This window comes from Streptomyces sp. NRRL F-5630, assembly GCF_000719475.1.
Taxonomy (GTDB): Bacteria; Actinomycetota; Actinomycetes; order Streptomycetales; family Streptomycetaceae; genus Streptomyces.
This window is the reverse complement of record NZ_JOGO01000069.1, coordinates 12,452-37,129: the sequence shown is the minus strand read 5'-3', so window position 1 is coordinate 37,129 and position 24,678 is coordinate 12,452. Positions and strand designations below refer to the sequence as shown.

Annotated in this window: 24 protein-coding genes and 1 pseudogene; 6 read left to right on the top strand and 19 right to left on the bottom strand. The window is 72.8% G+C overall.

The window, feature by feature from the left end; translation table 11 throughout:
• Positions 1–36: 36 nt before the first annotated feature.
• The 9 genes from IF99_RS0124730 to hppD form a co-directional block, all read right to left on the bottom strand.
• Positions 37–870 (bottom strand): ABC transporter ATP-binding protein, encoded by an 834-nt coding sequence (locus IF99_RS0124730; protein ID WP_078655268.1) that lies wholly within the window; start codon positions 868–870, stop codon positions 37–39.
• Positions 867–1,937, bottom strand: a complete 1,071-nt coding sequence (locus IF99_RS0124725; RefSeq protein ID WP_030999485.1) for a FecCD family ABC transporter permease — start codon at positions 1,935–1,937, stop codon at positions 867–869. The genes IF99_RS0124730 and IF99_RS0124725 overlap by 4 nt, the downstream gene beginning before the upstream one ends.
• Positions 1,934–3,082: a FecCD family ABC transporter permease gene (locus tag IF99_RS0124720; RefSeq protein WP_234340840.1), complete on the bottom strand. Its 1,149-nt coding sequence runs from the start codon at positions 3,080–3,082 to the stop codon at positions 1,934–1,936. The genes IF99_RS0124725 and IF99_RS0124720 overlap by 4 nt, the downstream gene beginning before the upstream one ends.
• A 73-nt stretch (positions 3,083–3,155) precedes the next feature.
• The gene (locus IF99_RS0124715; protein ID WP_030999481.1) at positions 3,156–4,214 is read right to left on the bottom strand and encodes an ABC transporter substrate-binding protein; all 1,059 of its coding nucleotides are present in this window, start codon (positions 4,212–4,214) and stop codon (positions 3,156–3,158) included.
• A gap of 295 nt (positions 4,215–4,509) precedes the next feature.
• Positions 4,510–5,595, bottom strand: coding sequence for a hypothetical protein (locus IF99_RS0124710; protein WP_234340839.1), 1,086 nt, complete (start codon positions 5,593–5,595; stop codon positions 4,510–4,512).
• A 221-nt stretch (positions 5,596–5,816) separates the two neighbouring features.
• On the bottom strand, positions 5,817–6,491 hold the full coding sequence (locus IF99_RS0124705) for a SigE family RNA polymerase sigma factor (protein ID WP_078655267.1): 675 nt from the start codon (positions 6,489–6,491) through the stop codon (positions 5,817–5,819).
• Between the two features lie 410 nt (positions 6,492–6,901).
• Positions 6,902–7,981 (bottom strand): aspartate-semialdehyde dehydrogenase, encoded by a 1,080-nt coding sequence (locus IF99_RS0124700; RefSeq protein ID WP_030999475.1) that lies wholly within the window; start codon positions 7,979–7,981, stop codon positions 6,902–6,904.
• Between the two features lie 40 nt (positions 7,982–8,021).
• Complete coding sequence (locus IF99_RS0124695; protein WP_030999473.1) at positions 8,022–9,290, bottom strand: aspartate kinase; 1,269 nt, start codon at positions 9,288–9,290, stop codon at positions 8,022–8,024.
• 373 nt (positions 9,291–9,663) lie between these two features.
• Entirely contained in the window at positions 9,664–10,869 is a 1,206-nt protein-coding gene (hppD, locus tag IF99_RS0124690; RefSeq protein ID WP_030999470.1) for a 4-hydroxyphenylpyruvate dioxygenase, read from the bottom strand.
• Between the two features lie 270 nt (positions 10,870–11,139).
• Here hppD and IF99_RS0124685 point away from each other — a divergent pair, with 270 nt between their 5' ends.
• Positions 11,140–11,586: a PaaI family thioesterase gene (locus tag IF99_RS0124685; RefSeq protein ID WP_030999468.1), complete on the top strand. Its 447-nt coding sequence runs from the start codon at positions 11,140–11,142 to the stop codon at positions 11,584–11,586.
• 4 nt (positions 11,587–11,590) lie between these two features.
• Here IF99_RS0124685 and IF99_RS0124680 read toward each other — a convergent pair whose 3' ends face one another.
• Positions 11,591–12,628, bottom strand: coding sequence for an FAD-dependent monooxygenase (locus IF99_RS0124680; RefSeq protein WP_037827540.1), 1,038 nt, complete (start codon positions 12,626–12,628; stop codon positions 11,591–11,593).
• Positions 12,629–12,740: 112 nt separating this feature from the next.
• On the opposite strand from IF99_RS0124680, the gene IF99_RS0124675 reads away from it, so the two are divergent.
• Positions 12,741–13,298 (top strand): MarR family winged helix-turn-helix transcriptional regulator, encoded by a 558-nt coding sequence (locus IF99_RS0124675; RefSeq protein ID WP_030999464.1) that lies wholly within the window; start codon positions 12,741–12,743, stop codon positions 13,296–13,298.
• A gap of 217 nt (positions 13,299–13,515) precedes the next feature.
• Here IF99_RS0124675 and IF99_RS0124670 read toward each other — a convergent pair whose 3' ends face one another.
• Both IF99_RS0124670 and IF99_RS0124665 read right to left on the bottom strand, forming a co-directional pair.
• Entirely contained in the window at positions 13,516–13,728 is a 213-nt protein-coding gene (locus IF99_RS0124670) for a DUF397 domain-containing protein (protein WP_030999462.1), read from the bottom strand.
• Positions 13,646–14,581 carry a helix-turn-helix domain-containing protein gene (locus IF99_RS0124665; RefSeq protein WP_234340838.1) on the bottom strand — a complete coding sequence of 312 codons (936 nt, stop codon included), beginning with the start codon at positions 14,579–14,581 and terminating at the stop codon, positions 13,646–13,648. Before IF99_RS0124665 ends, IF99_RS0124670 begins: the two co-directional genes overlap by 83 nt.
• 170 nt (positions 14,582–14,751) lie before the next feature.
• On the opposite strand from IF99_RS0124665, the gene IF99_RS0124660 reads away from it, so the two are divergent.
• Positions 14,752–15,120 carry a hypothetical protein gene (locus IF99_RS0124660; RefSeq protein WP_030999458.1) on the top strand — a complete coding sequence of 123 codons (369 nt, stop codon included), beginning with the start codon at positions 14,752–14,754 and terminating at the stop codon, positions 15,118–15,120.
• A 124-nt stretch (positions 15,121–15,244) separates the two neighbouring features.
• On the opposite strand, the gene IF99_RS0124655 is transcribed toward IF99_RS0124660, so the two are convergent.
• The 3 genes from IF99_RS0124655 to IF99_RS0124645 all read right to left on the bottom strand — a co-directional run bounded on the left by IF99_RS0124655 (position 15,245) and on the right by IF99_RS0124645 (position 17,060).
• The gene (locus IF99_RS0124655) at positions 15,245–15,931 is read right to left on the bottom strand and encodes a DUF5063 domain-containing protein (protein WP_030999455.1); all 687 of its coding nucleotides are present in this window, start codon (positions 15,929–15,931) and stop codon (positions 15,245–15,247) included.
• A complete protein-coding gene (gene recR / locus IF99_RS0124650; RefSeq protein ID WP_030999454.1) occupies positions 15,924–16,523 on the bottom strand; it encodes a recombination mediator RecR in 600 nt (199 codons plus the stop codon). The genes IF99_RS0124655 and recR overlap by 8 nt, the downstream gene beginning before the upstream one ends.
• A 195-nt stretch (positions 16,524–16,718) precedes the next feature.
• The gene (locus IF99_RS0124645; RefSeq protein WP_078655266.1) at positions 16,719–17,060 is read right to left on the bottom strand and encodes a YbaB/EbfC family nucleoid-associated protein; all 342 of its coding nucleotides are present in this window, start codon (positions 17,058–17,060) and stop codon (positions 16,719–16,721) included.
• A 353-nt stretch (positions 17,061–17,413) separates the two neighbouring features.
• On the opposite strand from IF99_RS0124645, the gene IF99_RS0124640 reads away from it, so the two are divergent.
• Positions 17,414–18,160, top strand: a complete 747-nt coding sequence (locus IF99_RS0124640; RefSeq protein ID WP_078655265.1) for an SLATT domain-containing protein — start codon at positions 17,414–17,416, stop codon at positions 18,158–18,160.
• A gap of 384 nt (positions 18,161–18,544) precedes the next feature.
• Here IF99_RS0124640 and IF99_RS0124635 read toward each other — a convergent pair whose 3' ends face one another.
• Together IF99_RS0124635 and IF99_RS0124630 are read right to left on the bottom strand one after the other, a co-directional pair.
• Positions 18,545–19,195 (bottom strand): hypothetical protein, encoded by a 651-nt coding sequence (locus IF99_RS0124635; RefSeq protein WP_030999443.1) that lies wholly within the window; start codon positions 19,193–19,195, stop codon positions 18,545–18,547.
• 171 nt (positions 19,196–19,366) lie between these two features.
• Positions 19,367–20,074: a GntR family transcriptional regulator gene (locus IF99_RS0124630; RefSeq protein ID WP_030999441.1), complete on the bottom strand. Its 708-nt coding sequence runs from the start codon at positions 20,072–20,074 to the stop codon at positions 19,367–19,369.
• A gap of 160 nt (positions 20,075–20,234) precedes the next feature.
• Between IF99_RS0124630 and IF99_RS0124625 the strand changes: the two are divergent.
• Positions 20,235–20,873, top strand: a pseudogene (locus IF99_RS0124625) (hypothetical protein); the annotation flags it as partial.
• Between the two features lie 224 nt (positions 20,874–21,097).
• Here the strand turns inward: IF99_RS0124625 and IF99_RS0124620 are convergent.
• Entirely contained in the window at positions 21,098–22,507 is a 1,410-nt protein-coding gene (locus tag IF99_RS0124620) for an aspartate aminotransferase family protein (protein WP_030999437.1), read from the bottom strand.
• Between the two features lie 254 nt (positions 22,508–22,761).
• On the opposite strand from IF99_RS0124620, the gene IF99_RS0124615 reads away from it, so the two are divergent.
• Complete coding sequence (locus IF99_RS0124615) at positions 22,762–23,163, top strand: polyketide cyclase (protein WP_030999431.1); 402 nt, start codon at positions 22,762–22,764, stop codon at positions 23,161–23,163.
• 126 nt (positions 23,164–23,289) lie between these two features.
• Here the strand turns inward: IF99_RS0124615 and IF99_RS0124610 are convergent, their stop codons facing one another.
• Positions 23,290–24,573, bottom strand: coding sequence for an adenylosuccinate synthase (locus IF99_RS0124610; RefSeq protein ID WP_030999429.1), 1,284 nt, complete (start codon positions 24,571–24,573; stop codon positions 23,290–23,292).
• Positions 24,574–24,678: the final 105 nt, after the last annotated feature.

The following is a 24,678-nucleotide window of genomic DNA, read 5'->3' as shown; positions in this document are numbered from 1 at the left end:
ACACCCGCGCCCGCGGCACGCGTGCCCCCGTACCGCTCACTCCCCCTTGCGCCACCCCATCCCCGGCACCACCAGCGGGCCGCCCGTCACCGGGTCCGGGACCACGACCGCGTCCAGGCCGAAGACCTCCCGCACCAGCTCGGCCGTGATGATCTCCGCGGGGTCGCCCTGCGCGATGATCCGGCCCGCCTTCATTGCGATCAGGTGGTCTCCGTAGCGGACCGCCTGGTTGAGGTCGTGGAGGACAGCGACGACCGTGCGCCCGCGCTCGTGGTTGAGGCGGCGGACGAGGTCCAGGACCTCGACCTGGTGGGCCATGTCGAGGTACGTCGTCGGCTCGTCGAGCAGGAGCAGGTCCGTCTCCTGGGCGAGGGCCATCGCGATCCACACGCGCTGCCGCTGGCCGCCCGAGAGCTCGTCGACGAGGCGCTCGGCGAGCTGGGCCGTGCCGGTGCGCTCCAGCGCCTCCGTCACCGCGCGCTCGTCGTCCTCGGACCACTGCTGCCACCACTTCTGGTGCGGCTGACGGCCGCGCGCGACGAGGTCGGCGACGGTGATGCCGTCCGGCGGCTGCGGGGTCTGCGGCAGGACGCCGATCGTGCGGGCGGTCTCCTTGCCGGGGGCGCGGGCGAGGTCGGCGCCGTCGAGCAGGACCGTGCCCGCGCGCGGCTTGAGGAGCCGGCCGAGCGCGCGCAGGAGCGTGGACTTGCCGCAGGCGTTGGGGCCGACGACGACGGTGACCTTGCCGTCGGGGATCTCGACGTCGAGGTCGTCGACGACGACACGGCCGGTGTCGTAGCCGAGGCGCAGGCCGCGCGCGGCGAGACGGGTGGCGGGAGCGGCCACCGCGGTGGCGGGGGGTCGGCTCACGAGGGAACACCTCCGGTACGGCCGCGGGTGCGGATGATCAGCCACATCAGGTACGGGGCGCCCACGGCCGCGGTGAGCACGCCGACCGGCAGTTCGACGGGCGAGAAGAGGCGGCGGGCGAGCAGGTCGGCGACGGTGACGAGGAGCGCGCCCGTGAACGCCGCCGTGAGCAGCGGGATCTGCGCGGTACGGGTCAGCCGCCGCGCGATCTGCGGGGCGAGGAGCGCGACGAAGTCGACCGGGCCCGCGGCACCCGTCGCCACCGAGGCGAGGACGACGCCGATCACGGTCAGGCCCAGACGGGTGCGGTTCAGGCTGATGCCGAGCGCGGTCGCCGTGTCGTCGTCGAAGGAGGCGCCGCGCTGGGCGCGCGCGGCCCACACGGTCGCGGGGACGGCCACGAGCAGCGTGACGACCAGCGGCCACGCCTCCTGGTAGCCGCGCCCGTTGAGCGAGCCGGTGAGCCACACCTTCGACTGCTGGGCGACGAGGTAGTCCCCCTTCGTGAGCAGTAGCTGGATGACCGAGCCGAGCGCGACCGAGACCCCGATCCCGATGAGGACGAAGCGCGAGGATCGCAGCCCGCCGCGCCAGGCGCAGACGTGGACGAGGAGCGCGGCGGCGAGCCCGCCCACGATGGACACGTACGGGAGCTGCCCGGCCGGTACGAGGCCGAAGCTCATCGCGGCGACGGTCGCCGCGCCCGCGCCGTGCGTGACGCCGATGACGTCGGGGCTCGCGAGCGGGTTGCGCGCGACGGTCTGCACGAGCGCGCCCGCGACGGCGAAGGCCGCGCCCGCCAGGAGCCCGAGCACGAGCCGGGGCAGGCGCAGGGTGCCCACGACCAGTTCGGCCTGGCTCGGCTGCCCGAGGAGGACCCGTACGACCTCGCGCGGCGCGACCCAGAACTCGCCCCAGCACAGCGAGAGCACGACGGCGGCGGCGAGGAGCACGGCGAGCGCGGTCGCGACGAGGACGGTGCGGCGGTGGACGAGGAAGCTCGCGCGGCGGCGCCGGACGAGGAGGTGGCCGACGGGGCGCAGGCCCGGCACGGGGGTCGTGCTCATGCCGAGACCGCCCCCTTGCGGCGCACCAGGACGATGAGGAAGGGCACGCCGATGAGCGCGGTCATGACGGCCACGGGGACCTCCGAGGGCGGGAAGAGGACGCGCCCGACGACATCGGAGAGCAGGATCATCGCGGGCCCGAGGAGCGCCGCGAGCGGCAGCACCCAGCGGTGCGCGGTGCCGACGAGGGCGCGCGCGATGTGCGGCACGGCGAGCCCGGTGAAGGCGATCGGGCCCACGGCCGCGACGGCGGCCCCGGTGAGGACGGTCGCGCCGAGCGCGCCGAGGACGCGCAGGAGGCCGACGTGGTGGCCGAGGTTCTTCGCGGCGTCGTCGCCGAGCGCGAGCGCGTCGAGACCGCGGGCCATGGCGAGGACGAGGAGGGCCCCGGCGAGCAGGAAGGGCCAGATCTGGCCGATGATCTCGCTGCCGCGCCCGTTGAGCGAACCGACCTGCCAGTAGCGGAACTCGTCGAGCGCGCGGGCGTTCGTCGTGACGATCCCGGAGGTGACGGAGGCGAGCAGGGCGTTCATCGCGGCGCCAGCGAGCGCGAGCCGTACGGGCGAGGCGCCGCCGCGCCCGCTGCTCGCGACCGCGTACACGCCGGCCGAGGCGAGGCCCGCGCCCGCGAAGGCGAACCACACGTACCCGGTCAGGCTGTGCGCCCCGGCGAAGGCGATCGCGCACACGACGCCCACCGAGGCGCCCTGGCTCACGCCGAGGACGCCCGGCTCGGCGATCGGGTTGCGCGTGACGCCCTGCATGACGGTCCCGGCGAGCGCGAGGGCCGCTCCGGCGAGGACGCCGAGGACGGTGCGGGGCACGCGGAAGGCCCGTACGACCTGCGCGTCGTCGCTCGTCCCGCCGTGCAGGAGCGCCGAGAACACCTCGCCGGGAGCGACCTGACGGCTGCCCACGGCGAGGCTGAGGAGCACGGCGAGCAGCAAGATCAGCGTCCCGGCGAGCAACCACGCGAGGCGGCGCCGGGTGGCGGGCACGGCGCGGGGGGCCGGGCCCGGACGGGGCGCGGGACCGCCCGGACGGGGTGCGCGGTCGCCGGTGCCGGCCGCGGGACCGCCGGTCCGGGGTTCGGGCACTCCCGGTCGTGGGGCGCCCGCCCCGGTGCGTGGGGCAGGTGACCCCATGGCGTACTTTCCCTCCCCTGCTGCCGCCGCCCGGCCGTCGCCGCCCGGCCGTCCGGCCCTCGCTGGTGCGGCCTCAGGCTGTCAGGTGCTCCGCGAGATCGTCCAGCACGGCGTTCGCGGCCGTGACGCCGAGGCCCAGGTACCAGGTCTCGTCGGGGACGTCGAAGGCGTGTCCGTCCTTGACGGCCTTCAGGTTCTTCCACAGCGGGTTGCCCTGGGCCTTGGTCTTGTCGGTGGCCTTCGGGTCGCCGTAGACGCCCGTGAAGATCCAGTCGGCGTCGGCCTTGTCGATGTTCTCGGCGCTGATCTCGGCGGCGAGGTCCGGGATGTCCTGGTTCTTCGGGCGCGGGATGCCGACGTCCTTGAGGATCGTGCCGATGAAGGAGTCGTTCGCGTAGAGGCGGATGACGCCGTCGGGCAGGTAACGGACCATCGAGACGGTCGGCTTGTGGGCGCCGAGCTTGTCGCCGAGGGACTTCGCGCGCTTCTCGTAGGCGGCCAGGTTCGCCTTCGCCTGGGCGGTCTTGTCGAGCGCGGCGGCGTTGAGGAGGTAGTTCTCCTTCCACGTGAACCCGGGGCGGATCGAGAAGACGGTCGGGGCGATCTTCGACAGCTCGTCGTAGGAGTTGGCGGCCCGGAGCCGGCTGCCCAGGATCAGGTCCGGCTTGAGGGCGGCGATGGCCTCCAGGTTGAGGCTGTTGATGGTGCCGACGTTCTTCGGCTTGCCCGCCTTGCCCTTGAGGTACGAGGGCAGTTCGGGCGAGCCCTCGGTGGGCGCGAGGCCGACCGGCTCGATGCCGAGCGAGACGACGTTGTCCAGCTCGCCGACATCGAGGACGACGACGCGCTTCGGCGCGGACTTGATCTCGGTGCTGCCCATCGCGTGCTTGACGGTGCGCGGGAACTGCCCGGCCTTCGCGTCGGTGCCGAGCGCGGCGGTCTGCGCGGCGGCGTCCCCGAAGTCCTTGCCGCCCTGCGCGACGGACTTCGAGTCCTTCGTGCCCGCGGCGGCCGAGCTGTCGCCGCTCGCGCTCTTCGCGTCGCCGGAGTCACCACCGCCGCACGCCGTCAGGGACAGGGCGGCGACGACGGCGAGAGCCGCCGCTGCCGTGGAACGGCGCCGAAAAGACATGGGGTCCTCGCTGTGGTTCAACTGTCGAGCACATACGTAAGGCTTACAAATAAGTAAGGCTTACCTTATGCCCACAACCCGCGACAGCCGAAGGGGGGCCGGGGGAAGAGGCCCCGGCACGCGGCGGGACGGGGGCGAACCGGCGAGGGCAGGGCAGGGCGGGAGGCGGCGGCGCGCGGGCCGGGAGCGGCGGCGACACCACCCGGCCGCCCAACCGCCTTGAGGGGCGCGAGGTGGGCGAGGGCGAGCTGCCCTGACGGGGGGCCGCCTTGCCGTCAGCCGCCGTCTGCCGCGCTCAGCCGCCGTCTGCCGGGAGGAGGCCCGTGCGGTAGAGCGTGCCGGGGCAGGAGTCGGGGATCGTCGTGTTGGTGACGGGGCCGCCCGGGGCCGCGTTGTGCGTGACCTCGACCGTGGCGGTCGGAGGGGTGTCGTCGACCGGGACGCGCCGGGAGAACTGGGTCGTGGTCTGGTCGAGCGGCGCCGCGTTGTCGGGGGACGAGCCCGAGCCGCCGCCCTCGGCGGGGGGCTGGGACGGATCGACCGGGGGCGGGGACGAGGGATCGGGATCGCCGGGGGCCTGCGTCGGGCCGCCGCTCGGACACGTGGCGTCCGGTACGAACGCGAACCGCACCTCGTACGACTGCCCCGGATCGAGCAGCAGCGCCTGGACCGACCGCGAGGGGCCGGGGAGGCCCCCGGCCGCGTCGCCCTCCTGGTGCTGGACGACGGGCACGGTCGTACGGGCCGCGCCGCCGAGGACCACGACCTGCACCTCACCCGGCGAGGTGACGGCGCACTTCTCGCCGGAGATGTTCGCGACGCGGAAGCTGCCGTAGACGGTGCCGTCGGCGGCCGGGGAGCCGCGGTCCGCCGCGGCGTCGCCGAGTTGCGTCGGCTCGCAGCGGGGGGCGTCGGCGAAGACCGTACCGGCGGAGGGGTGCGTGCCCGGCTCCGGTGCGCCGCTCCCGGTGTCCCGGTGCCTCCCGCCCGCGGAGGAGTGCGGCGAGGCGCTCCGGCCGCCGTTCTCCTCGTGCTCGTCGCTCTCGTGCCGCTCCGTCCCGGCCGAGTACGGGGTGCGCGCGTCCTGGCTGCTGCCCGCCATCGCCGGGTCGGCCTCGTGGCCCGGCGCCGCGGCGACGTGGACGGCGGCGGGGATCGCCGTACCGAGGAGGACCACGGCCGCCGCGACCCCGACGAGCGTCTGCCGCTTGCGGGCCCGGCGGGCCGGCACGGCGGCCTGGAGCCGGTCGAGCGCCCCTTCACCGGGCGTGAGGCCGCCCACCGCGCCCCGGAACAGGGCGCGCACGTCGTCCTCGTCGAAGGACGGATCGGGCGCGGCGGGGGCTGCCGGGACGGGGTCCTCCTCCGGGGCGGGGTCCACGGGGGCTGCGTCCGCTGACGGGGAGTCCGCCGACCCGGGACCGGCAACGGGCGTCTCCCTCTCGTCGCCCCCTCCCGGCTCCTCCGAAGCTCCTGCCGCCCCCGGTGTCCTGCCGCCGCTCACCGCCGTGCCCTTCTCCTCCCGGGGCCCCTCCCGCCGGGCTCCGTCCTCCGGGGACCCCTCCCGCCGGGTCCCGTCCTTCCTGGTGCCCTCGCCCGCCGTCACTTCACGGCTCCCATCGCGACGCGCAGCGCGGCGATCCCGCGCGAGCCGTACGCCTTCACGGAACCGACCGAGACACCGAGCGTCTCGGCGACCTGCGCCTCCGTCATATCGGCGAAGTACCGCAGCACGAGCACCTCGCGCTGCCTGCGCTGGAGCCCGCGCATCGCCTTGATGAGGTCGTCGCGCTCCAGGAGGTCGTACGCCCCCTCCTCCGCGCTCGCCATGTCCGGCATCGGCTTCGAGAGGAGCTTGAGGCCGAGGATGCGGCGGCGCAGCGTGGACCGCGAGAGGTTCACGACGGTCTGGCGCAGGTAGGCGAGGGTCTTCTCGGGATCGCGCACGCGCTTGCGCGCGGAGTGCACGCGGATGAACGCCTCCTGCACGACGTCCTCGCACGAGGCGGTGTCGTCGAGGAGCAGCGCGGCGAGGCCGAGCAGCGAGCGGTAGTGGGCGCGGTACGTCTCGGTGAGGTGGTCCACGGTCGTGCCGACCGCCGGGGCCTCCGTCTCCGTCTCGTCCGCGGCCCGCTGCCGCGGAACGGAGGGCCTGGTCAGGGGCATCGGCGCGATCACCGGCATGCTGCCGGGAGCGCGGACCGGCCTGCGGCGGCCCGGAGGACGCAGCGGGAGGGGCGCCACGCGCGCCGTCGTGAATTCGAGAACCTCAGCCACGGTTGTTTGACACCGCTGCCCCCCTCGGGGTTGTACGGCGATCCGAGACGTCGCCGACCGGCCCCTTCCGCCCCCCTCACCCTCACCCGCACCCGCTTCTTCCTCCCCGTGTCGGAACACCCCCGTGCTCACGCCCCCCTGCGCGCCCCTCGCGTCGTGGGGACCGTGCGGCGTTCCTGATGTGGGGGGAGACGTCGGGCCCACCGTGCGCGGTTGCGGGAGAGCGAACTCGCATCGTCCGTGGTGGAGGCGAGGCGGCACAAGGGCGACCGGGGCACAGTCGCACACGGGAACGTCACGACTTCGTCACAACGGGCCCCCATTTCGGGCGGAGAGGGACGTACGGCCCGCGCCCGTCCCTCCCGCGCGTCCCCGGGCGTTCGCCCTGATCAGCGCCCGCTCACGCCCCGTCAGCGGGCTCCCACGACCAGCTCGGCGATCTGCACCGCGTTGAGCGCTCTTCCCTTGCGCACATTGTCGGCGCACACGAAGAAGTCGAGCGCGTGCGGGTCGTCGGCGTCCGCGCGCACGCGCCCGACCCACGCGGGGTCGGTCCCCGCCGCGTCGACGGGCGTCGGGTACTCGCCGTTCCCGGGGTCGTCGATGAGGACGACACCGGGCGCCGTGGCCAGGATCTCGCGGGCGCGCCCGGCGGAGACGGTGTGCTCGAAGCGGGCGTGGACGGTGAGCGAGTGGGTCGTGACGACGGGGACGCGCACACAGGTCGCGGAGACGGGGAGCGCCGGGAGGCCGAGGACGCGGCGGGGCTCGTCGCGGAGCATCCGCTCGGTCGTGGTCCAGCCGTCGGCGGCGTACGCGCCCGTCCACGGCACGACGTTGAGCGCGACGGGGTCGGGGAAGGGCCCGGTGTCCCGGCCGAGCACGCGGCGCACGTCGCCGGGCACCGTGCCGGGGCCGGGAGTCCCCGCGCCGCTCGCGCGCCGTTCCTCGGCGACGAGCGTCCCGAGCTGGCCCCACAGCGCCTCGGTGCCCGCGCGGCCGGCCGCGCTGACGGCCTCGTACGTAGAGACGACGAGGCCCGTGAGGCCGAACTCGCCGTGCAGCGCGCCGAGCGCGACGATCATGGCGAGGGTCGTGCACTGGGGACCCGCGACGATGCCGCGCGGCCTGGCCCGTACCGCGTGCGGATTGACCTCGGGCACGACGAGCGGCACGTCCGGGTCGGTGCGGAAGGCCGCCGAGGTGTCGACGACGACGGCGCCCGCCTCGACGGCGCGCGGCGCCCACTTCTCGGCGACGTCCTCGGGAACGAGGAACAGCGCGAGGTCGACACCGTCGAAGACGCCGGGCTCCAGGGCGCGGACCCGGTTGGGCGTGCCGCGCACGCTCAGGACGCGCCCGGCGGAGCGGGCGGAGGCGAAGAGCCTGATCTCGCCCCAGATGTCGGCGTGCTGGCTGAGGATGCCGAGAACGGCGCCACCGGCGATTCCGGTGGCGCCGACCACGGCGAGCACGGGCCGCCCGGTCACGGCACCTCCGTGCGTGCGCCGTGCGGCCCGTGCGGGTGGGTCATCGCCCGGTGCCCCCGTAGACCACGGCCTCGTCGCTGTCGCTGTCGAGGCCGAAGGCGGTGTGCACGGCGCGTACGGCCTCGTTGACGTCGTCGGCGCGCGTCACGACCGAGATGCGGATCTCGGAGGTCGAGATCAGCTCGATGTTGACGTTGGCGCGGCTCAGCGCCTCGAAGAAGGTCGCCGTGACGCCCGGGTTGGTCTTCATGCCGGCGCCGACGAGGGAGATCTTCGCGATCTGGTCGTCGTAGCGCAGCGACTCGAAGGCCACGGTGGTCTTGAGCTTCTCCAGGGCGTCGATCGCCTTGCGGCCCTCGGCCTTGGGGAGGGTGAAGGAGATGTCGGTGAGGCCGGTGGACGCGGCGGAGACGTTCTGCACCACCATGTCGATGTTGACCTCGGCGCCCGCGATCGCGCGGAAGATCGCGGCGGCCTCGCCCGGCTTGTCCGGCACCCCGACGACGGTGATCTTCGCCTCGGAGGTGTCGTGCGCCACCCCGGAGATGAGTGCCTGCTCCATCGCTTCGTTCCCCTGCGTTCGGCCGACCCACGTGCCCTGGAGCCCCGAGAAGGAGGAGCGGACGTGGATCGGGATGTCGTACCTGCGGGCGTACTCCACACAACGGTGGAGCAGCACCTTCGACCCGGAGCTTGCCAGCTCCAGCATGTCCTCGTAGCCGATGTGGTCGATCTTGCGGGCCTTCTTCACGACGCGCGGGTCGGCGGTGAACACGCCGTCGACGTCCGTGTAGATCTCGCAGACCTCGGCGTCGAGGGCGGCGGCGAGCGCGACGGCGGTGGTGTCGGAGCCGCCGCGGCCCAGCGTCGTGATGTCCTTCTTCTCCTGGGACACGCCCTGGAAACCGGCCACGATGGCGATGTTGCCCTCGTCCACGGCCGTACGGATACGGCCGGGCGTGACGTCGATGATGCGCGCCTTGCCGTGGGAGCTGTCGGTGATCACCCCGGCCTGGCTGCCCGTGAAGGACTGCGCCTCGTGCCCCAGGTTCTTGATCGCCATGGCGAGCAGTGCCATGGAGATCCGCTCTCCCGCGGTCAGCAGCATGTCCATCTCGCGGCCGGGAGGCATCGGGGACACCTGTTCCGCGAGATCGATCAACTCGTCCGTCGTGTCACCCATCGCGGACACCACGACAACGACCTGATGGCCGTTCTTCTTGGCTTCCACGATCCGCTTGGCGACCCGCTTGATGCCTTCGGCATCGGCAACGGATGAGCCTCCGTACTTCTGCACGACAAGGCCCACGTGCGCGCTCCTCGGTAGTCAGTCCTGCGATCGGCTCAGTTTAGCGAGCGGCCGGTTTTCACCCGGTACGTATCGGCTGCTGAGACGCCCTGCCCAGCCCCCGAACCGCACACGGCACCCGGTGCCACTCCCTACCGACCTTGCCCAGGCCACCGCCGAGCACTCGGATTGTGGGACAGCTCACTCCGACGCCACGGGGCAGAGATCAAGCCCCTCCGGCGATGGAGGAGCGGGGCGCGGGGCGGAGCGACGCGAACGGGGCTCTCGGCGTGCCGGCCGGAATCCGTCGTACTGGGCGTACTTGGGATTTCGGCCGGTGCGGCGAGAGTGCGTACCGGGCGTCGCGCGGCAGAGGCGAGATGGAAGACAGGGCCTAGAAGTTCCCCCGCTTCTCCTGCTCCCGCTCGATCGCCTCGAACAGCGCCTGGAAGTTCCCCTTCCCGAAGCCGAGGGACCCGTGCCGCTCGATCATCTCGAAGAACAGCGTCGGCCGGTCACCGAGCGGCTTCGTGAAGATCTGGAGCAGGTAGCCGTCCTCGTCGCGGTCCACGAGGATGCCCCGCTTCTGCAACTCCTCGATCGGCACCCGTACTTCGCCGATGCGGGCGCGCAGCGCGGGGTCCTCGTAGTACGAGTCCGGGGTGTCCAGGAACTCGACGCCCTCGGCGCGCATCGCGTCGACGGAGGCGATGATGTCGTTGGTCGCGAGGGCGAGGTGCTGGGCGCCCGCGCCCCCGTAGAACTCCAGGTACTCGTCGATCTGCGACTTCTTCTTGCCGGGCGCCGGCTCGTTGAGCGGGAACTTCACGCGGTGGTTGCCGTTGGCGACGACCTTGCTCATGAGCGCGGAGTACTCGGTGGCGATGTCGTCGCCGATGAACTCGGCCATGTTGGTGAAGCCCATGACGCGGTTGTAGAAGTCGACCCATTCGTCCATGTGGCCGAGTTCGACGTTGCCGACGACGTGGTCGAGCGCCTGGAAGACGCGCTTGGGCGCGCCGGGGCGCCGCACGTGGGTGGAGGTGCGGGCGACGTACCCGGGCAGGTAGGGGCCGTCGTAGCCGGAGCGGTCCACGAGGCTGTGCCGTGTGTCGCCGTACGCGGCGATCGCCGCGACCCGCACGGTGCCGTGCTCGTCGGTGACGTCGTGCGGCTCTTCGAGCACGCGGGCGCCCTGCGCTCGGGCGTGGGCGACGCAGCGGTCGACGTCGGGCACTTCGAGCGCGATGTCGGTGACGCCGTCGCCGTGCGCGCGCTGGTGGTCGGCGACGGGGCTCGCGGGGTCCACGGCGCCGTTGAGGACGAAGCGGATGGCGCCGCTGCGCAGTACGTACGAGTGGTGGTCGCGGTTGCCCGTCTCGGGCCCCGAGTACGCCTCCAGCTCCATGCCGTAGGCGGACTGGTAGTAGTGCGCGGCCTGGCTCGCGTTCCCGACCGCCCACACGATGGCGTCCCACCCGGTGACCGGGAACGGGTCGGCGTTGTCGTCGTACTCCACGAGCCCGACGAGCTTGCGCAGTTGGGGGAGGTCGAGTTCGGCCAGTCGTTCCTGGTCGGTGAGGGTGTCCTGGATGCTCATACGGGCCAGGACAGCCCTCGCGCGGGGGGCGCGGCAAGAGGACGCGCCCACGAGTGGGCACCCTGTTCACCTTGCCCAGTCACCCGGGGTCGGGGACGGACAAACTGTCCACCCAAACCTGCCGGACGTGTGCACTTAGCGGAACAGCGCTCGGGGAGCGGCGCCCGCGACAGCCCGGCCCGGACCGGGGCGGCGGCGCGGGACCGGGCGGCGGCCGGGACCGGCGCCGGACACCGTGAGGGGCCGCGCGCCCGCCGCTATCGTGGCGGGATGACCGAAGACGCCGTCCCGCCCGAGGAGTTCGCCCGTCGGGTCTTCGCCGCGCAGCCCTTCACCCGCTTCCTCGGCGCCGAACTGGTCTCGGCCGCGCCGGGCGCCGCCGAGATCCGCCTCGCCAACCGCCCCGACCTGCGGCAGCAGCACGGATTCGTGCACGGCGGAGTCCTCAGCTACCTCGCCGACAACGCCCTCACCTTCGCGGGCGGCCTCGCCCTGGGCGGTGACGCCCTGACGGCCGAGTTCAAGGTCAACTACGTGCGCCCGGCGACGGGTTCGGTCCTCGCGGCCCGCGCCGACGCGGTGGCGACGAGCCGGAGGCAGGCGGTGTGCCGCTGCGAGGTGTGGTCGCTGGAGGAGGACGGGGAGGAGACCCTGGTGGCGGTCGCCCAGGGCACGATCGTCTCGGCGCGGACACCGGACTCCGGCCCCTCCTCGTAGCGCTTCACCCGCGCGGCGGAGACAGCTTCTCCGCACCGGCGCGCAAGCGCTCCTCGTACCGGGCGAACGCCCCCTCGTGCGCACCCCCCACCGCCAGCTCCTCGGCCAGCACGTACGCGCCGGCCAGCGCCTTTCCGGCCCCCTCACCGGCGAGCAGCGAGCCGCCCCACGCCGCGTCCCCCACCAGCGCGAACCGCTCGTGCGACCACGCCCGTATCCGTATCTCGCCCACGACGTCGACGTGCAGGTCATCGGCCCGCCACATCGCTCGCATCAGCCGGGGCAGGTGCCACACCTGCTCGGGGAAGTACCCCCGTACCAGCTCGCGCTGGGCCCACGGGTCGCCGAAGACCGTGTAAGGCGGGTCCTCACGGGTGAGGGTGAGACAGGCGTGGGCGGGCTCGCCCGGTCCGTAGGCGGTGAGGCGCGCGCGGCGGCCCGGGGCCTCCCACTCGACCGTCTCGTGCGCGAGCCCGAAGTCGTTCGGGAGTGAGAAACCGGCGAAGACCTGGCCGGAGTAGTGGTGGAAGGGGCGCTCGGGGCCGAAGACGAGACGCCGCGTGTTGGAGTGCGGGCCCTCCGCTCCGATCACGAGGTCGTACGTGCGGAAGTCGCCGCTGTCGAAGGCGACATGGACCGCCTCGCCGTCGTCGTCGAGCGTCGCGACCGAGTCACCGGCCAGGACCTCGGCCCTCCCTTCGAGCGCGCCGCGCAGCGCGGCGAGGAGGTCCCCGCGCCGGACCCGGAGTTCCCCGCCGACGGGCCGTACCGTTTCGCGCACCTCCCCCGCCGCGTCCAGGCGCGTGGTCAGCCGCTGCCCGACGTGCGCGGCGCGCAGGGCGGGGAGGAGGCCCATCCGCTCCGCGACCTCGCGCCCCGCTTCGCCGAGCGTGACCGCGTGTCCGCGACCGGGCGCGAAGGCGGAGGCGGCCTTCTCGACGACGGTCACGTCGAAGCCGTGACGGCCGAGCCAGTACGCCAGCGCGGACCCGGCGATGCCCGCGCCGGAGACGAGGACGCGGCGGGGAGAGGACGGCGGCATGTCGCACCCTTCCGGCAGAAGATACGTACCTTAGGTATCCTTATGTCAGCCGCACGGGACCGCTGCCCCGCTCGGCCTCCCCACACTATAGATACGTAACTCAGGTATGCAAATGGAGGCGATCATGACCCCCGAGTCCCCCGGGGCGCCCGCCGCGAGCGGAACGGAATGGTGCGCGGGCCCTCCCCAGTCCGCCGCGATCTCCGGCTTCGTCTTCGCCCTGCCGAGGCTCACGCAGCTCAACGCGGCCTTCACCAAGGGCAGGCTCCCCGAGCGGGCCGCCGAGGCGTCCGGACTGCACCTCGACAAGCCGGCGATGGGCGTGCTCTTCACCCTGCGCACCTCCGACCGCGCCCTGCGCATCGGCGAGATCGCCGAGCGCATGGCGGTCGTGGGCCCGCACGTCACGCGACACGTGCAGGTACTGGAGAAGCGCGGCCTCGTGCACCGCGTGACCGACCCGGAGGACCGCCGCGCGAGCCTCATCGAGCTGACCCCGACGGGCCGCGAGGGCATCGAGCGCTACGGCGCCTCCCTCTTCTCCTGGTTCACCGACGTGCTCGCCGACTGGCCCGAAGAGGACCGCGACGAGCTGACCCGCCTCCTGTCCCGCCTCGCGAGCGACGTCTCCGACCGGATCGCCCGCCTGGACGACGCACCGGAGAAGTAGCGGAGCCTGGGGGCCGCCGGACCGGCGGCCCCCAGGCCGCGATCGCCCGACCAGCCACTCCGTGCTTCCACCGGAAAGGTGAACGGCACGGACGGCGGGTTGACCACATCCTCCGGCAGCCCGCGCCTGGAGGCCGTACAGCACGGACACGTCACCCCGTACCCCGCGACGAAGCCCCCCGCCGTGCCCTCCTGGGCGCCGGTGGCCGTCCGGGGCGTCAGACGGTGGCGCGCAGGAAGCGGGTCCAGCTCGTGGCGGAGAAGAGGAGCGCCCCGCGGGAGCGGTCCTTGGTGTCGCGGACCGCGGCCGAGCCGGTGGGGGTGGCGGCGTGCTCGACGCAGCCGTTGTCAGCACCGCTGTACGTGCTCTTGTGCCAGGCAAGGCCGTCCAGTTCGGTCACAGGGGCCACCGGGCGGGATTCCCGCGTCATCGCGCTCTCGTTCCTTGATCATGTCCTGCATGTAGCGCCGTGAGGCCGCAGGGGGCAGCGCCGCCGCTGTCAGCTCGTCCCACGAGGAGCGGTACACCTCGACGTCGGATCGGCGTTCGAGCAAGCTACCACCGGTCAGGTGCTCCAACCACACGACGTCCACGGGCGGTTCGCCGCGCTGGCTGAAGATGTTGTAGGGGACGTGCTGGTTCGTCGGGAGGGACGCTTCGAGCGGGAGGATCTGGAGCGTGACGTTGGGGCGGTCCGCGGCTTGGACGAGATGCGCCAGCTGACCGACGACGAGTTCGCGGTCGCCCGTGATGCGGTGCAGGACCGACACGTCGATGACCGCGCGGAAGCGGAAGTCCAGCTCCTCGTTCAGGCGTTCCTGGCGTTTCAGGCGCACCCGCACCAGGTCCTCCGCTCTGACCGGCCGGTTGTTCGCCTCGAAGATCTGCCGCATGTACGCCTCGGTCTGGAGCAGGCCGGGCAGGACGCTGCTCTCGAAGGAGCGCATCTGCTCCGAGTCCGCCTCCAGGGTCAGGAAGTCCTTGAGGGTGTCGTAGAGCAACGGCCCCTCTCCCGACCACCAGTCCCGCTTGTGGATCTGCTTCGCCAGCCTCCGAACGTTATTGCGGTATTGCTCGTCCTCGACGCCGACCAGATTGAAGAAGGTCGTCAGATCGAGTGGTCGTATACCGCGTTTCCCGTTCTCGATCTGGCTGATCTTGGGCTGGCCGCATTCCAGGGCCGCGGCCACGTCGTTGACCTTCAGCCCGGCCTCCAGGCGGAGGCGGCGGAGTTCGGCGCCTAGGCGGCGGCTGCGCATCGTCGGCATGTCGCTCTGAGCCATGGCGACATGATGAGCTGCTGTTTCACAGGGCCACAAGGCCCCGTGGCCAACTCATCCCTTCGAGTGATGAGTGCGGCGGAATAACTTGCCTCAGGGAATGGGTACGGTCCACTCTCGTAAGCGCGGAAGGCTCCCCGTTCCGCCAACTCGCCCGCCCCGCTGGAGGGTTCATGCTGGCCGCCACTCTTCCCCTCCGGTACTGGTGCCGGTGCGAGCGGACGCCGGCGCCCTCGGCGCCGCGCGGGATTCTCGCACTGACGCCGGGGGAGGCGCTGGAGTGGGTGCGCGAGGGCGTACGGGACGTCGTCGCGGAGCTGACGGCCGAGGAGTTCGACCGGGCGTGGTCGTGGCTCGGGGACCACTGGCGGCGCACGGAGGCGGACCGGCGTTCACTGCGGGCCGGGCTCCCGTACGCGCTGCGGCTCGGCGGACCCGAGGCGCTGTGGACGTGGACCGTCCACCCCGTGCAGCCGCTCCCGCTCCTCGACCGGCGCCTCGCCACCGCCACACGGCGCCTCGCGCAACCGGCCGAGAGGTGACCGCCGCGCCCGGCGAGGTGCCACCGGGCTGCCGCCTCTGAGGCCGCTCGCCCCGCCCACCTCGACGGGTGGGGAGGCGGTGGCACGGGACCGGTGGGGCGGGCGCGCCCGCCGCCTCCACCGCTCAGCGCAGCTCGTGGCCCAGGATCTCCGCGCGCATCACGCGACCCGCCTCCTCCGCCAGCTCGTCCTCGCCGACCAGCTCCTGGTCCGTGTCGAGGCCGTCGAGCGGGGTGAGGGGCTGGTTGAGGCGGACGTGGGCGACGAGGGACTGGAGGGCGCGCAGGGCGGCGGACGCGCTCGGGCCCCAGTTGGTGAAGTACGAGAACTGCCACCACCACAGCGCCTCGGAGACCCGCCCGGCGCGGTAGTGCGCGAGGCCGTGGCGCAGCTCGGTGACGATGCCCGAGAGGTCGTCGGAGAGGCGGTGCGCGACCGGGGCCTTGCGGGGCTCGTACGGGTCGAAGACCTCGGAGTAGACGTCGACCGGGTCGAGGAGCGCGGCCAGGCCCTCGCGGAGCCGGTCGCTGTCCGGCTCGTCGCCGAGGTCGGGCTCGTACCGCTCGTCGGGAAGGATGTCCTCGTACGCGCCGAGACGGCCGCCCGCGAGCAGAAGCTGCGAGACCTCCAGGAGGAGGTAGGGGACGGCGCTGTCCGGGTCGTCGCCCTTGGCGATCTCGGTGACCGCGAGGAGGAAGCTCTCGATCTGGTCGGCGATCTGTGTGGAGAAGTCGGCGGGGTCGGAGCCGTCCGCGCGCACCACCTGTGCGAGGGGCGCGCCGGCTTCCGGCCTGCTCGTGGTCTCAGACATCGAGGAGTCGTCTCCCTTCGAAGGCCCGGCCGAGCGTGACCTCGTCCGCGTACTCCAGGTCACCGCCGACCGGGAGGCCGCTCGCCAGCCGTGTGACGCGCAGGCCCATGGGCTTGATCATGCGGGCGAGGTACGTCGCCGTGGCCTCGCCCTCCAGGTTCGGGTCCGTCGCGAGGATCAGCTCGGTCACCGTGCCGTCGGCGAGACGGGCGAGCAGTTCGCGGATGCGCAGATCGTCGGGGCCGACGCCCTCGATGGGGCTGATCGCCCCGCCGAGCACGTGGTACCCGCCCCGGAACTCGCGCGTCCGCTCGATCGCGACGACGTCCTTCGGCTCCTCCACGACGCAGATGACGGCGGGGTCACGGCGCGGGTCGCGGCAGATGTTGCAGCGCTCCTCCTGGGCCACGTTCCCGCAGACCGCGCAGAAGCGGACCTTCGCCTTCACCTCCATCAGCGCGTTCGCGAGCCGGCGCACGTCGGCCGGCTCGGTCTGGAGGATGTGGAAGGCGATCCGCTGCGCACTCTTGGGACCGACGCCGGGGAGCCTGCCCAGTTCGTCGATGAGGTCCTGGACCACGCCTTCGTACAACGGATCGCCTTTCCTGTGTCCGCGCCGGGGCACGCGGTGGTCGCGCGCCGGTCCGGAGCGGACGGTCGTGTCTCACGGTAGGGGGCCCGGAGGGCCCGGGGGAACCCGCTTCGGTGAAGATCCGGGTTCCTTCGGGGTGGACCCCTGAGGAGACCTCAGGGGTATCCCTGAATCACCCCCGGTGTTTCCCCGGGTTCAGAGGGGCAGGCCGGGGATGCCGCCACCGCCGAGCCCCTGGGCCAGCGGGCCGAGCTTCTGCTGCTGGAGCTGCTGCGCGTTCTCGTGCGCCGCCTGCACGGCGGCGACGACGAGGTCCGCGAGGGTCTCGGTGTCCTCCGGGTCGACCGCCTTGGGGTCGATGACCAGGCCCTTCAGCTCGCCGGAGCCGTTGACCGTGGCCTTCACGAGGCCACCGCCCGCCTGCCCGTCGACCTCGGTCGCCGCCAGCTCTTCCTGAGCGCGGGCGAGGTCCTGCTGCATCTTCTGGGCCTGCTGGAGCAGCTGCTGCATATTGGGCTGGCCACCACCGGGAATCACGATCAGCTCTCCTGGCTGCTGGGTCGGGCCGTGCGGTCGCACGGCCCGTACGGGGTCGTACGGCTGACAGGGCGGACTCGTGCGGCGCTCGCGATCGGCGTACCACCGCCGCCGGTTCCACCCGCCCCGAGCCTACGTGAGCAGCGTGCCCCATGCCCCGGCACTCTTTCGAGTGATCCCCGACACGGTCCTCTACCTGACCAGACCGCTCGTCCGGGCGGAAAAGGTTTGGATCGGCGCTCCTCGCCACTCGCCCGGCGGTAGGAAGGAGCCTTGCACCAATCGCACCAATCGCCCGCGGAACGCGGCGCGGTACCGCAGGCAGAGGGAGTGGACGGGTGAGTCAGCCGGACATGCAGCCCGAGGGTCCCCCCCAGGACCCCCGAGCGCGGCGGGCCGGGCGAGGGGGCCCCACGGCCTCCCGCCCCGACCTGACCGGGCGGCCCTTCCCGCTCGGGGACTGGGGCGAGCCCGCCGAGCGGCTCGACGAGCTGTACCAGTGGGTGGAGGCGGGGGCACTCGCGACGGCCGAGTGGTACCTGCACGACCGCTACTGGAAGCGGCACCTGGCCCGGCTGCTCCGCCTCGCCGCCGCGCTCGGGGTCATGACGGGGGCCGCGCTGCCCATCCTCGACCTGGCGGGGGCGCTGACGGGGCTCGCGCCGTGGGGGTACCTGGCGCTGCTGCTCGCGGCGGGGTGCGTGGGGCTCGACAGGTACCTCGGGCTCGGCTCGGGGTGGATGCGGGACGTGGCGACGGCGCAGGCGGTGCAGCGCCGGCTCCAGATCCTCCAGTTCGACTGGGCCTCGGAGAGCGTCCGGGAGGTACTGGGCCCGGCGGAGGGCACGGCCTCGGAGGCGACGGAGCGGTGCCTGTCGGTCCTGCGGCGCTTCACGGAGGACGTGACGGAGCTGGTGCGGGCGGAGACGGCGGACTGGATGGTGGAGTTCGGCACGGGACCGACCCCGCTCGCCACGCAGTCGGCACCGGGCGCGGGCCCCCTGGCCGGACGGCCGGACCCCCTGCCGCAGGGCCGCTTCCCCCTCCCCCCGGGAGCGAGGCCGAACATGCCGAGGCAACGGCCGCCGGAACCGAGGTAGAAGGCGGAGCGACGCCCGCGCCGGAAGGCCCCCGGCCCGCGGAAGCCGAACCCGCCGACCCCGGAAGGCAGCCCCGCCAGCACGCTCCCGGGAACGCCCTCGGCGTCGAGAGCCGGACCGAAACCCCGAAGCGGAACTCGGGCATCGGAACGGCCCCGCGAGAGCCACCGCAGGGCACCCGACAAGAGCCGGGGAAACCAGCCCCGGAGCGGCGCCGGGAGAAGCAGCAGAGCGGGCCCGGAGGCGCGGGGGGACCCTCAAGAACCGGGGCCCGGGGGCGGCAGCCCCCGAAACCGGGGCCTCGGGGCCGCAGCCCCCGGCTCGGCCCGCCCCTGCGAGGGGACAGGCGCAGCCCCCGGCTCGGCCGACGCCCCTGCGAGGGGGTCAGCTGAAGACGATCATCGACCCCTGCGCCAGGCTCCTCGTCGCCGCCGTGTGCAGCCCCAGCCACACGTGGCGTTCGCGGGCGAAGGGGCTGTCGTCCGGAGGTGGGGGCGCGGCCGGTTCCTCCAGGTCCGTCGGGCCCGGGGGCGGCGGGGGCGGGGCCGGTGGGTTGGCCGGGTCGATGCCCAAGTCGGGGCCGACCAGTTCCAGTTCACGCAGAAGTCCGTGCGCGGACCCCAACGGGCCGCCGCCCGCCAGGAGTTCGTCGTTCGCCAGCGGGGCCGGGAAGTCGAGCGGCACGTACGCCCCCGCGTGGTCGTAGTGCCACACGAGGTGCGACTGCTGCGCCGCCTCCTCGAACATCTCCAGCAACTGCTCGTAGTCCCCGCCGAGTTCGTCGACCGGCGTCACTTCGAGCCCGCACAGCTTCAGCAGGTAGGCGCGGCGCAGGAAGTGCAGCGCCTCGTAGTCGAAGCCCGCGACCGGGGCGACGTCCCCGCTCAGGCCCGGCATGTAGGCGTACACGGGGACCGGCGGCAGCCCCGCCTCGCCGAGCGCCTTGTCGTAACTCGCGATCTCCTGGGCGAAGGGGTTGTCGGGGCTGTGGCACAGCACGTCGACCAGGGGGACGAGCCACAGGTCACAGGCCAAGAGACGTCTCCTCGCTCTCCACGGGCGGGCGGGTCCCGCAAGCGTAGTGCGGCACGGGGCGTCCCGTGCCCCGGGCCCCGCGATCCGCCCGCACCGGCGAGACACCGGCGACCACCGGCCCGTGCGACACCCGCTTCACACCCGTACCGCCGTGACGTCCCCTCAGAACCCTTACTTCCGCACCCCGTTGCCCGTCCCGCCGCTCGCGAGCGTCTCGACGAGCCGCAGCGACTCCTGGTTGTAGGTGGCGATGATCTCGCGGGCCGCCTGGACGTCCCCGCCGAGCAGCGTCTCGACGAGGCGGCCGTGCCCGGTCCACAGGAGCCCGCGCAGGTCGTCCTGGCGGCGCAGGAACGGGACCGTGCTGACCCAGGACTGCACGCGCAGACGGTGCAGGAAGTCGGTGAGGTACGCGTTGCCGAAGACGGCGCTCAGCTCGCGCCAGAACCGCAGGTCGTAGCCGATGAGCACGTCGAGGTCCCCGGCCGCCGCCGCGCGCTGCGCCTCCTCGCCCCTGCGCCGCACGGAGGCGAGGACGCCTGGGGCGGCCGCGAGCAGCGCCTCGGCGGCTCTCCCGCCGAAGACCGCGTCCGAGATGAGGCAACGCGCCTCGATCATGGTGCGGAAGTCGTCGAGCGAGAAGGTGTGCACGCGGAAGCCCCGGTGCTGCACGGAGTCGAGCAGCCCCTGCGCGGAGAGGTCCACGAGCGCCTCGCGCACCGGCGTCGCGGAGACCCCGAAGCCCTCGGCGATCTCCTTGACGGTGAACTCCTGCCCGGGAGCGAGCCGTCCCGAGAGGACCTCGTCCCGTAAGGCGTCCGCGATCTGCTGCCGCAGCGTGCTGCGCGTGACCACGCCCGCGCCCTCACCACCGCGCATCCCACGTCCTTCCCACCCGGCCCCCCTGCCGGAGCCCGTCATGACACGCCGGTCACCCTACCCGCGGGCACCGCCCCCGCATGAATTCACATGGGAACGAGCGAGGTCAGGACAGCGAAGACGGCGGGCGGGGAGCCAGGTCCGGACCACACGAACGGCCCAGCCCGCGCTTCTCGGACTCCTGGACCGGCTGTCCAACACCCCCGCGCGCGTTATCACGGACCTGCACGAAACCCTGGTGGAGAACGACCTGGCCCTGGCCCTGCTCGGCAAGTCCCCGGCACAGCGCGGGCCGGCGGCGAGCTTCGTGTACCGCTGGTTCACCGATCCGCGGGCACGCGAGAGGTACCCGCAGGAGGATCACCCGCACCACTCCCGGGTGTTCGTGGCCCACCTCCAGGCAGCGGCCGCCCGGCGCGGCCGGGACGCTGAGGTCGCGAAAATGGTCGCCGCGCTACGCCGCCGCAGCGAGGAGTTCGCAGCCCTCTGGGACACCCACGACGTCGCGGTGCGCCGCATGGACCACAAGAAGATCGTCCACCCCATGCTGGGCGTCATCGCACTCGACTGCTACAACCTCCTCAGTGAGGACGGACGGCAGCGTCTGCTGTGGTTCACCGCGCAGCCCGGAAGCCCGGGAGCCGAGCAGCTAAAACTGCTGTCTGTCCTGGGCACCCAGGAGTTGAGCGTCACGGAGGGCATGGCACCGGAGAGGTCGTCCGCCTCGGCCATGACCCGGCCTCGGCTGCCCGGCAGCCCCTCGACGCACCGCTCGGCTCCCTCGCCGGGACGGGGGTGACGCGGGTCTTCCCGGAGAAGATCTCCACCCGCGCCACCCGGCGCCCTGAGCGGGAAGCCGCCGTGGACTCGCGGCGGGAGCCGCCGTGAGACTCGCCGGAGAGATGGGCTCCTCCGGCGTTGCCGTGACCCCTGGTCGTCCACGCGACCGCTCTCGGTTCCCGCCCCCTCCGTCCACTCCGCCCCGGACGGCGAGCCGAACCATCAGGGAGGAGGGGACCACCCTCAGCCCACGAACCCGTCCGCCACCCGCAGCGCCGCGTCCAGGGCCGCGAAACCCTCCTTCAGCTCCTCCTCCGTCACGTTCAGGGGCGGCACCACGTGCGTCCTGTTCATGTTCACGAACGGCCACAGGCCGTGCTTCTTCGCCTCCGCCGCGAAGGCCGCCATGGGGGCCGCCGCCTCACCGCTCGCGTTGTACGGGACCAGCGGCTCGCGCGTCGCGCGGTCCCGTACGAGTTCGAGCGCCCAGAACATGCCGAGGCCCCGCACCTCGCCCACGCTCGGGTGGCGCTCGGCGAGGTCCCGCAGCGCGGGCCCGACGACCTCGCGCCCGAGCCGCTCGGCCCCCTCGACGATCCCCTCCTCCTCCATCACGCCGATCGTCGCGACCGCCGCCGCGCAGGCCAGCGGGTGCCCGGAGTACGTGAGGCCGCCCGGGTACGGCGTACGCGCGAAGGTGTCCGCGATCCGCCCCCCGATCGCGACTCCGCCGAGCGGCACGTACCCCGAGTTCACGCCCTTCGCGAAGGTCAGGAGGTCCGGCACGACGTCGAAGTGCTCCGCCGCGAACCACCGGCCCGTACGCCCGAAGCCCGCCATCACCTCGTCGAGCACGAACACGATCCCGTACTGGTCGCACAACTCCCGCACCCCGCGCAGGTATCCGGCGGGCGGCACCATGATCCCCGCCGTCCCGGGCACGGTTTCGAGCACGATCGCGGCGATCGTGGAGGGGCCCTCGTACGCGATCGTGTCGGCCAGGTGCTGGAGCGCGCGCTCGCACTCCTCGGCCTCGTTCGCGGCGTAGAACGCGGTGCGGTAGAGGAAGGGCGCCCAGAAGTGGACGGTCCCCGCCGAGCCCTGGTCGTTCGCCCAACGGCGCGGGTCCCCCGTCAGGTTGATCGCCGCGGCGGTCCCACCGTGGTACGAGCGGTACGCGCTCAGGACCTTCGGGCGCTTCGTGTGCACCCGTGCCATGCGGACCGCGTTCTCGACCGCCTCCGCGCCGCCGTTGGTGAAGAAGATCTTGTCGAGGTCGCCGGGCGTCCGCTCCGCGATGAGCCGCGCCGCCTCGGAGCGCGCCTCGATCGCGAAGGCGGGCGCGAAGGTCGTCAGCGCCGCCGCCTGCTCCTGGATCGCCGCGACGACCTTCGGGTGCTGGTAGCCGATGTTCGTGAAGACGAGGCCGCTGGTGAAGTCGAGGTAGCGGCGGCCCTCGTAGTCCCAGAAGTACGAGCCCCGCGCGCCCGCGACGGCGAGCGGGTCGATGAGTTCCTGCGCGGACCACGAGTGGAAGACGTGCGCGCGGTCGGCGGCCTTGACGGCGGCGCCCCGCGCGGGGTCGGGCCGGGGGACGGAGGGCGCCTGCGGGGCCTGTGCCTGCGGAAGCTGCTGCGGCTGCTGAGCGGTCATGCCGCCAGGCTAGGAGACGGGGGCGGGCGGCCGGTACGGGCGATGCGTCGCCGGGGCGGGCGGCGGGGGCGACACAGTGTCGTACGGGCGGCCGCCGTCGGGCCGGGGCCCGTCCCGACGGCGGGTGCGCGTCGAGCAGCGCGACGCGCTCCGTACGGCAGGCGGCGATCCCCGGGCGCGCGACCGTCCCGCGCCCCGCCCCGCCGCGTCCGACGCGCTCAAGTCCCCCACCCGCCGGCGCTATCGTCGCCGCCATGACTGACAGCATCCGCCACCTGAGCATCCACATCGACCGCACCCGCGACGACGTCTACGCCTTCGCCTCGAACCCGGAGAACCTGCCCGCCTGGGCTCTAGGCCTCGGTGGCTCCCTCGTCCGCGAGGGGGACGAGTGGGTCGCGTCGGACGCCCCGATGGGCCGCGTCACGGTCGCCTTCGTCCCGCCCAACGACCTGGGCGTCCTCGACCACGACGTGACCCTCCCGGACGGCGAGGTCTTCAACAACCCGCTGCGCGTCATCACGGACGGCACGGGCAGCCTCGTCGTCTTCACCCTCCGCCGCCCGGCCGGGGCGACGGACGCCGAGTTCGAGCGCGACGCCGAGATGGTCACGGCGGACCTGGCCCGCCTGAAGGAGCTGCTCGAATCGGCGTAACCCTCCCGAGCGAGCAGGGCAAGCGGGCAAGCGGTCCCGCTCTCCCTCGGAAGAGGCCGAAGGGCCCCTCCGCGAGCCGAGCGCACCGCGCCCACCTCGTGGAGGAAGCCCCTGGGCCTTGGCGTCCTACAGGAACGAGTTGATCTGGATCGTCTCGTCGCGGCCCGGGCCGACGCCGATCGCGGAGATCGGGGCGCCGGACATCTCCTCCAGCGCCTTCACGTACGCCTGCGCGTTCTTCGGCAGCTCGGCGAAGGACTTCGCCTTCGTGATGTCCTCGCTCCAGCCCGGCAGGTACTCGTAGACGGGCTTCGCGTGGTGGAAGTCGGTCTGGTTGTACGGGACCTCTTCGACGCGCGTGCCGTCGATGTCGTAGGCCACGCAGACCGGGATGCGCTCCCAGCCCGTGAGCACGTCGAGCTTCGTGAGGAAGAAGTCCGTGAGGCCGTTGACGCGGGTCGCGTAGCGGGCGATCGGCGCGTCGAACCAGCCGCAGCGCCGGTCGCGCCCCGTCGTCACACCGCGCTCGCCGCCGATGCGGCGCAGCGCCTCGCCGTCCTCGTCGAACAGCTCGGTCGGGAACGGCCCCGCGCCGACGCGCGTCGTGTACGCCTTCAGGATGCCGATCACGCGGCTGATCTTCGTCGGCCCGATCCCGGAACCGGTGCAGGCACCGCCCGCGGTCGGGTTCGACGAGGTCACGAAGGGATACGTGCCGTGGTCGACGTCCAGGAGCGTGCCCTGACCGCCCTCCATGAGCACGACCTTGTCCTCGTCGAGCGCCTTGTTGAGCACGAGCGAGGTGTCCGTGACGTACGGCCGCAGCGCCTCCGCGTACTCCAGCAGCTCCCCCACGATCTGCTGGGCGTCGATCGCCCGGCGGTTGTAGAGCTTGACGAGCATCTGGTTCTTTATGTCGAGGGCCGCCTCGACCTTCTGGAGCAGGATCGATTCGTCGTACAGGTCCTGCACGCGGATACCGGTGCGGTTGATCTTGTCCGCGTACGTCGGACCGATGCCGCGGCCCGTCGTGCCGATCTTCCGCTTGCCGAGGAAGCGCTCGGAGACCTTGTCCATCGTCACGTTGTAGGGCGTGATCAAATGGGCGTTTCCGCTGATCAAGAGCTTCGACGTGTCGACGCCGCGCTCATTCAGCCCGCTCAGCTCGGAGAGCAGGACCGCCGGGTCGACGACGACACCGTTGCCGATGACAGGCACGCAGGTGGGCGAGAGAATGCCGGAGGGGAGCAGGTGGAGCGCGTATTTCTGGTCGCCGACGACGACCGTGTGGCCGGCGTTGTTGCCGCCCTGGTAGCGCACCACGTAATCGACCGAGCCGCCGAGCAGATCGGTCGCCTTCCCCTTGCCCTCGTCACCCCACTGAGCACCGAGCAGCACAAGTGCGGGCACAGGCGTACACCCCTTCCGGGTGGGGCATGTCCATGGTCGGGGCGTACGTGGTTACGACGTACACCGTCTTCCGGTACGTGCCGCGCCGGAGAGTGCGCGGGCGTG